This window comes from Limnobacter sp. MED105 (assembly GCF_000170915.1).
Classification (GTDB): Bacteria; Pseudomonadota; Gammaproteobacteria; order Burkholderiales; family Burkholderiaceae_B; genus Limnobacter.
On the sequence record NZ_ABCT01000008.1, the window covers coordinates 135210 to 143488 of the forward strand.

Here is an 8279-nt window from a genome sequence, read left to right on the forward strand (position 1 = left end):
TTCGGCAGCCTGTTCACTTCAAGCACCATGTTCTGTACAGAATGGTGCGCTGCACTAGTTGGGTGCCAGCCCTCCCGTTCAATATTCCCCCATTTCGCCAGAATCAGCCTCTTTGTGGTGCAAAACCCGCTTGAATTGGCTGGCACGCCCCTTGCATTGACACGTGCGTAGGTCGTCAACGGCGGCGATCTGCAGGTGGATTGACAGGTCTCCCAAGGTTGCGAAAGTGGCCAAGGGAGTTGGACAACGGCGTCCGTGCTGCTTCGTGCAGCCGGGGGCCGTTTTTTTTTTTGGGTAATTTGGGAAAAATAGTATGCTGATGTCCGTCAAAAAACAGAAGCTGGTGGTAATTGGTAACGGCATGGCCGGTATCCGGGTGGTTGAGGAGCTAATCAAGCTTGCACCTGACTTGTATGAAATCACCGTGTTTGGCGCAGAGCCGCATCCCAATTACAACCGGATCATGCTTTCGCCCGTGTTGGCTGGAGAGCAGAAATTCGAAGAAATCGTGCTCAATGATTGGGACTGGTACACCAGCAACAACATTACCCTGCACGTGGGCCGAGAGGTCACTGAAATTGACCGTGTAAAACGCTTGGTGAAATGCGCAGACGGCACCACCGCTCCGTACGATCGTTTGCTGCTGGCCACGGGCTCCAATTCATTCATTCTGCCTGTGCCTGGTTCAACTTTGCCTGGCGTCATCGGTTACCGCGACATTGCCGACACTGAAGCCATGTTGGAGGCCGCCAAGCATTACAAAAAAGCAATCGTAATCGGTGGCGGTTTGCTGGGCCTGGAAGCCGCCAATGGCCTGGCCATTCAAGGCATGGATGTCAGCGTGGTGCATTTGCCCACCTGGTTGATGGAACGCCAACTTGACCCCACCGCAGCAGGTTTGCTGCAAAAAAGTCTTGAAACCAAAGGCCTGAAATTTTTGCTGGCCAAAAACACCAAAGCCTTGCACGCAGGGGCTGATGGGCGTGTGGCCAAAATTGAATTTGCCGATGGTGAAGTGCACGACGCAGACTTGGTTGTAATGGCGGTGGGCATTCGCCCGAACGACAAATTGGCCGCCAGCAGCGGTTTGCACTGCAATCGAGGTGTTGTGGTTAACGACACCATGCAAACCATCACCGACCCCAAAATTTATTCTGTGGGCGAATGCGCCAGCCACCGTGGTGTTGCCTATGGTTTGGTGGCCCCCTTGTTTGAACAGGCCAAGGTGTGTGCCAACCACCTGGCTCAGTTTGGCATCGGCCGTTACGAGGGCTCTGTGACGTCAACCAAGCTCAAAGTCACCGGTGTAGATCTGTTTTCTGCTGGCAATTTCATGGGTGGCGAAGGCTGCGAAGAGCTACTGCTTTCCGACCCGATTGGTGGCGTGTACAAAAAGCTGGTTATTAAAGAAGACAAACTGGTGGGCGCCTGCCTGTACGGCGACACGGTGGATGGCTCTTGGTACTTCAAGCTAATGCGTGAAGGCAAGGCCATCAAAGAGATTCGCGAGAAGCTGATGTTCGGTCAGAACAACATTGGCGACACCGGCCACGAGGGCCAAAGCCAGGCCAGCAAAATGTTGGATACCGATGAAGTGTGCGGTTGCAACGGCGTGTGCAAGGGCACCATTGTGCAGGCTATTAAAACCAAGGGCCTGTTCACCATTGAAGAAGTGCGCAAGCACACCAAAGCCAGTGCAAGCTGCGGTTCATGCACCGGTTTGTGCGAGCAAATTTTGATGAGCACTGCGGGTGCCGATTATTCCGCCACACCCAAAACAAAACCCATGTGTGGCTGTACCGACCACGGCCACCAAGTGGTTCGCGATGCGATTTTCAAGCACCACTTAACCACCAAAGAAGAAGTGTTCGCGACCATGAACTGGCGCACACCCAATGGTTGCGCAAGCTGCCGCCCAGCGGTGAATTATTACCTCATCAGTTCCTGGCCAGGCGAGGCGGTGGACGATCCACAAAGCCGCTTTATCAATGAACGTGCGCACGCCAATATTCAGAAAGACAAAACCTATTCCGTGGTGCCACGCATGTGGGGTGGCGAAACCACTGCGGCTGAATTGCGGCGCATTGCCGATGTGGTCGACAAGTACAACATTCCCACTGTGAAGGTCACCGGTGGCCAGCGCATCGACTTGCTGGGTGTGAAAAAAGAAGACCTGCAAGACGTGTGGAAAGATTTGGACATGCCTAGCGGCCATGCCTATGCCAAAGGTTTGCGTACAGTTAAAACCTGTGTGGGTAGTGAATGGTGCCGCTTTGGCACGCAAGACAGCACGCAGATGGGCAAAGACCTTGAACGTGGTTTGTTCAAAATGTACGCACCCCACAAAGTAAAACTGGCTGTCTCGGGTTGTCCGCGCAATTGCGCTGAAAGTGGCATTAAAGATGTGGGCGTGATCGGTGTTGATTCCGGTTGGGAAATTTATGTGGGTGGTAACGGCGGTATTAAAACCGAAGTGGCCCAGTTCCTGTGCCGTGTCAAAACGTCAGATGAAGTGATGGCCGTCAGTGGTGCTTTCCTGCAGCTGTATCGCAAGGAAGGCTGGTACCTGGAGCGCACAGTGCATTATCTCGAGCGCGTGGGTCTAGAGCATGCCAAGGCCCGTGTGGTTGATGACGTCGCCAATCGCAACGCCCTGTGGGCCGAGCTGCAAGCCGCGCTGGCCATTGAGGAAGACCCATGGCACAAGCCCAAAGAAGCACAGGTTGATTTGCGTCAGTTCATTCCAATCAAACTGGCGGAGGTGGTCTAATGTCGGCATCACTACTTGAGGAACAGAAGGAAATTCAAATGGAATGGATCAACATTTGCGCAGTGGAAGACATCCCGGTCTTGGGGTCACGCATTGTGCGCCGCCCTACCGGGCAAGACATCGCAATTTTTCGCAACAGCGAAGAACAGGTGTTTGCGCTGCTGGATGAATGTCCACACAAAAAAGGCCCGTTAAGCCAGGGCATCGTTCATGGCACCACCGTAACTTGCCCCCTGCACAACTGGCAAATTGGCCTGGCCGATGGTTGTGCACGTGAACCCGATGAAGGTTGCACTGCCAAGTTCACCGTGCAGGTGGTGGATGGCCGTGTGCACTTGAAAGCCAGCGAAGTGAAAAACCACGGCATATAAATCACCATGACCGAATTGCTGCAAACCATTAAAACCACCAAAACAACCTGCCCTTATTGCGGCGTGGGTTGTGGTGTGGTGGTGCGTACGCAAGCGGGAAAAATTATTGATGTGAAAGGCGATGAAACACACCCCGCCAACCTGGGCAAGCTGTGCAGCAAAGGCAGCAAGCTGGCTGAAACAGCCTCGGCAAATGTGTATGGGCAAGTGCGGGCAAGCCAGCCGCTGCTGCGCATTCAGCGCGATCAGCAGGTGACCCCAACAAGCTGGGACGCCGCACTCGATTTCACCGCCCGTGAATTTGCACGGTTGATTGCTACATACGGCCCCGACAGTGTTGGGTTTTACATCAGCGGCCAACTGCTGACCGAAGACTATTACGTGTTCAACAAACTCGCCAAGGGTTTGATTGGCACCAACAACATTGATACAAATTCACGCCTGTGTATGAGCAGTGCAGTGAGTGGTTACAAACGCACCTTGGGTGCCGACGCGCCGCCTTGCAATTACGATGACCTGGCCTTGGCCGATTGTGTGTTCATCGCCGGTTCCAACATGGCCTATGCGCACCCGGTTGCCTACCGCAGGCTTGAAGCCGCGCGTGCTGCCAAGCCTGGTCACAAACTGATTGTGGTTGACCCCCGTGCCACCGACACCGCGCTGATGGCTGATTTGCATTTGAAAATTCAGCCCGGTACCGATGTGATGCTGTTCAACGCCATGTTGCATGTGATGATGCAAAACGGCTGGCTGGACATGGCTTACATCAACAAACACACCGAAGGCTTCGAGGCTGTCGCCAAAGGCCTGGCCGATTACACGCCAAAACTCGCTTCCAGCGTGTGTGGAGTTCCCGAGGCAGACATTGTATTGGCTGCCACCTGGTTCGCCCAAAGCAACAGGACACTCTCCCTGTATTGCCAAGGGTTGAACCAGGCCACCACGGGAACCGATAAAAACACCTCGCTGATTGCCCTGCATTTGGCCACTGGTCAAATTGGCAAAGAAGGTTCTGGTCCGTTTTCCCTCACCGGGCAACCCAATGCCATGGGCGGCAGGGAAGTGGGTGGATTGTCCACCTTGCTGCCCGCACACCGTGAATTGAATAACCCGGCACACGTGGCAGAAGTGGCGGCATTTTGGGGGGTGAAGCAAATTAGTGCCACGCCCGGCGCCAGTGCAGTTGAAATGTTTGATCAATTGGAGCAGGGCAAAATCAAGGCGGTGTGGGTGGCTTGCACCAACCCTGCGCACTCATTGCCCAATTCGCAAAAAGTAGCGCGTGCCTTGCAAAATGCCGAGCTGGTGGTGGTGCAAGACGCTTACCTAACACCTGCCACCGTGCAGTATGCCGACGTGCTGTTGCCTGCAACCACTTGGGGCGAAAAAGAAGGCACCGTCACCAACAGTGAAAGGCGAATCAGCCGCGTACGGCCAGCAATACCCGCCTATGCCGATTCAAAAAACGATTGGCAAATTGTGGTGGATTTTGCACAGCGGCTTGAAGTGGAATTGCAAAAGCTGGGCGTGCAAAGCCCACGCCTTGACAACACGGCCAACGCTTTCATGCCGTACGCCAATACCGAAGAAATTTTTAACGAGCACCGCGAAACAACGCGTGGCCGTGATTTGGACATTACCGGTTTAAGCTACGCAACGCTTGACACTGAGGGCCCGCAACATTGGCCCATGCCCGAGGGTGCAACACAAGGCAAAGCCCGCCTTTACGAAGACGGTGTTTACCCCACAGCCACTGGCAAAGCCAAATTTGTTTTTGCCAGTTATGAACCTGTGGCCGAAGAAGCAGACGCGCGCTTCCCCTGGCGCTTGAACACGGGGCGCTTGCGCGACCAGTGGCATGGTGCAAGCCGCACTGGCACTTTGGCTGAATTTTTCTCGCATGAAGCCGAACCTGTCATTGCATTGCATCCGGCTGATTTCAAACGCCTCAACTTAAAGCCCTCCAGCTGGGTGTCGGTGAAATCTCGCCGCGCAACCATCACTTTGCGTGCAAAAGAAGATGAATCAGTTGCACGCAATCAGGCTGTGTTGCCCATGCACTGGGGGCCAGAATTTTTCGGTGGAAAATCGGGCGTGGGGGGGGTCAATGCCCTCACCATTGAAGCGTTCGACCCTTATTCCAAGCAACCTGAACTGAAGCATTCAGCCGTGAATATTCAGCGCGTGCATTTGCCCTGGCAGGTGGTGGTGTTTGTACACAGCGAACACTGGCTCAGCCTGTGGCAAAAAGCCCGGGCGCTGTACGCTGAATTTGACGCGGCTGTGTGTGTGCCGGTTGGCCGTGAACAAACCGGCGTGCTGTTTCGCGCCGCCAGTGCGCAAGCGCCGGCCAGGGAAGTAATTGACCGGCTGCAAGCCCTGTTTGAATGCGAGGGCAGCGACGTCATGGTGTATTCCGACCCGAAAACCGATGCCCGTCGACGCATCGGTGTGACAGTTCAAACCACGCAACAGGGTCAAACTGCGACGTTGAACAAAGTGTTTCTCGCGGGCAATATTGAATCCGAAGGCTGGCTGAGAAATTATTTCGATCAGCAACTCGATGTCATGCCCTTGCGCAGCTTCTTGCTGGCACCCGCAAGCCAGCCACCTGGTGTGCAAACCGAATCGGTGCGCATGGTGTGTAACTGTGTGGGTGTTTCTGAACAATCCATTGAAGCCAATATCGCAATTGCCTGTGCAAAAAATCCGAATGTCAGCGAAAACGAAGTTCTCGCTGGTTTGCAAGGCACGCTGAAATGCGGCACGCAATGTGGGTCGTGCGTACCTGAAATCCGTAAACTGATTCGCACACAGGCCAGCCTTGCTACAATAGCGTCTTAAGCATTCTCTAAGACCCCATGTCCAATTCCGCTCAAGCCGACAAGTTTTCTTGCGCCCCCTTCATCAAAGAAATTGGTCGAGGGAAAGATGGCGCGCGTGGCCTGCCTCGCGAGCAAGCGAAAACCCTGTTTTCAGCCATTTTGCGCGGCGAGGTGTCGGATTTCGAATTGGGTGCAGTGCTTATCGCATTGCGGGTCAAAGGCGAAAGCCACGACGAGCTGATTGGTTTTTTGCAAGCCATTGCCGAGCACTGGCCTGATGAAAGCCATTCGCCGCATTTTCATACCCTGCAGGCGCTCAATGCCCAATCCAGGTCGGAAAACAAACCCGTTATTGTGATCCCCAGCTACAACGGGGCGCGACGCAAGCCCAACTTCACCCCCTTGCTGGCAGGGCTCCTGGCGCAGCGTGGTTACCCGGTGTTGGTGCATGGTTTGCAAAGCGATTTCACCGGGCGCGTGACCAGCGCAGAAGTGTTTGCCCATTTGAATTGGAATGCAGTGGACATGCCCCACACCGCCCCCGTGTACATGCCCATGGCGCAAATTTACCCGCGCATTGAAGCCTTGTTGCAAACCCGGAAAGTGCTGGGCGTTCGCAGTTGTACGCACACCTTGGTCAAGTTGATGGTGCCCAGTGCATTCACCAACGCATTGCTGGTGACCAGCTACACCCACCCGGAATTCTGGAATTTGCAGCGTGAAGTGTTGTGCGCCACCGGCCACACATCGCTGGTGTTGCGCGGCCATGAAGGCGAGCCAGTGGCTGCCCCTTATCGCAGCCCGCGTATGGATGGCGTGAAAGCTGGCCGCACCTGGTGTATTTCCGAACCCGAGAACCTGTTTACCGAGCAGCCCGATCCTCACCCGGACATTGATGCAGAATCAACCGCACGTCTCATTGAAATGTGGCTGAACAACCCGCAGGAAATGCCGCACGGTTTTGCGCGGCAACTGGACGCAATCGAAGCCGTAAATCAAGCACCTGAGCAAGCACCAAACCAAGCAACAAGTCATGCAGCAATTTGATGTCATTGTGATTGGCGCCGGTGCTGCAGGCTTGATGTGCGCTGCGCAGGCCGGGCAGGGCGGTTTGCGTGTTGCATTGCTTGACCACAGTGAAAAGCTGGCTGAAAAAATCCGGATCAGTGGCGGCGGGCGTTGCAATTTCACGAATGTGAACGTGTCTGAAGCCAATTTCATTTCTGAAAACCCCAGGTTTGCGCGCTCTGCCTTGGGGCGCTACACCCCGGCCAATTTCATCGCACTGGTGAAGCAATACAACATCCCTTTCCATGAAAAGCACAAAGGCCAGCTGTTTTGCGATCGCAAAAGCGATGACATCATCGACATGCTGGCTGCCGAATGCAACGCGGGCAAAGTGAAGTGGTTTCGTCCCCACAGTGTGAACATGGTTGAACACGATGGCAGCCAGTTCAAGCTAAGCACCACGGCTGGCCCTTTGCAGGCCCGCAATGTAGTTGTAGCCACGGGTGGTTTGCCAGTGCCCAAAATAGGCGCCACCGATTTTGGCCTGAAATTGGCCAAGCAATTTGGCCATGCATTGGTCGATCAGCGCCCCGCCTTGGTGCCACTTACTTTTGATTCCAGTCTGTGGGAGCCTTTTGTAGAACTGGCCGGCGTGGCTTTGCCGGTTTTGAGTCGCGGCAGTGATTCCAATGCCCCCTGGTTTGACGAAGACCTGTTGTTCACCCATCGCGGCTTGAGTGGCCCTGCGGTATTGCAGGCCTCGACTTACTGGAACCCCGGCCAGCCAGTTACCCTGAACTTGGCTGGTAAGGAAACAGACGCAGCAGCGCTACAAACCGATTTGCTGCAAGCCACGCTGGGCGCAAAAGCCAATGCCGAGAACTGGTTTGCTGCGCAAGTGCCGCACTGGCCCAAGCGTTTGGTGCAAGCCTGGTTGAAGAAACCGGAATTGCAGGCCATTGCAGGGCGCAAAGTGGCGGAGTTGGGAAAAAAGCAACTGGGGCCCTTGGCGCAGTTAATTGCCGCGTGGCAGTTGGTGCCCAGTGGCACAGAGGGCTATAAAAAAGCGGAGGTGATGCGCGGTGGGGTCAGCACTGCTGATTTGCAGCCCAAAACACTCGAATCGCGCAAAATTCCAGGTCTGTACTTTATTGGCGAGGTGGTGGATGTCACCGGCTGGCTGGGTGGCTATAACTTCCAATGGGCTTGGGCCAGTGGCTACACCGCAGCCCATGCAATATTGGACCAAAAATAGTTGAAAACCCTTGAGAAAGCCGGCTTTCACATGGTACTATCTCGGTCTTT

At 54.7% G+C, this 8279-nt stretch carries 5 protein-coding genes; all 5 read left to right on the forward strand.

The features are described from left to right. Nucleotides 1-313 precede the first annotated feature (313 nt). The 5 genes from nirB to LMED105_RS09520 are packed head-to-tail and all read left to right on the forward strand — an operon-like array spanning nt 314 to nt 8229. Entirely contained in the window at nt 314-2770 is a 2457-nt protein-coding gene (gene nirB, locus LMED105_RS09500) for a nitrite reductase large subunit NirB (protein ID WP_008250586.1), read from the forward strand. Then, on the forward strand, nt 2770-3141 hold the full coding sequence (gene nirD, locus LMED105_RS09505; RefSeq protein WP_008250587.1) for a nitrite reductase small subunit NirD: 372 nt from the start codon (nt 2770-2772) through the stop codon (nt 3139-3141). Before nirB ends, nirD begins: the two co-directional genes overlap by 1 nt. 6 nt (nt 3142-3147) lie before the next feature. Continuing rightward, nucleotides 3148-5985, forward strand: a complete 2838-nt coding sequence (locus LMED105_RS09510) for a nitrate reductase (protein ID WP_008250588.1) — start codon at nt 3148-3150, stop codon at nt 5983-5985. A gap of 17 nt (nt 5986-6002) precedes the next feature. Next, nucleotides 6003-7013: a DNA-binding protein YbiB gene (gene ybiB / locus LMED105_RS09515; RefSeq protein ID WP_008250589.1), complete on the forward strand. Its 1011-nt coding sequence runs from the start codon at nt 6003-6005 to the stop codon at nt 7011-7013. After that, nucleotides 7000-8229, forward strand: coding sequence for an NAD(P)/FAD-dependent oxidoreductase (locus LMED105_RS09520; protein WP_008250590.1), 1230 nt, complete (start codon nt 7000-7002; stop codon nt 8227-8229). The genes ybiB and LMED105_RS09520 overlap by 14 nt, the downstream gene beginning before the upstream one ends. Nucleotides 8230-8279 lie beyond the last annotated feature (50 nt).

Excerpts from the sequence above, each read along its gene's own strand:
- nirB (WP_008250586.1), top strand. The coding sequence starts at position 314 with ATGCTGATGTCCGTCAAAAAACAGAAGCTGGTGGTAATTGGTAACGGC.
- nirD (WP_008250587.1), top strand. The coding sequence starts at position 2,770 with ATGTCGGCATCACTACTTGAGGAACAGAAGGAAATTCAAATGGAATGG.
- LMED105_RS09510 (WP_008250588.1), top strand. The coding sequence starts at position 3,148 with ATGACCGAATTGCTGCAAACCATTAAAACCACCAAAACAACCTGCCCT.
- ybiB (WP_008250589.1), top strand. The coding sequence starts at position 6,003 with ATGTCCAATTCCGCTCAAGCCGACAAGTTTTCTTGCGCCCCCTTCATC.
- LMED105_RS09520 (WP_008250590.1), top strand. The coding sequence starts at position 7,000 with ATGCAGCAATTTGATGTCATTGTGATTGGCGCCGGTGCTGCAGGCTTG.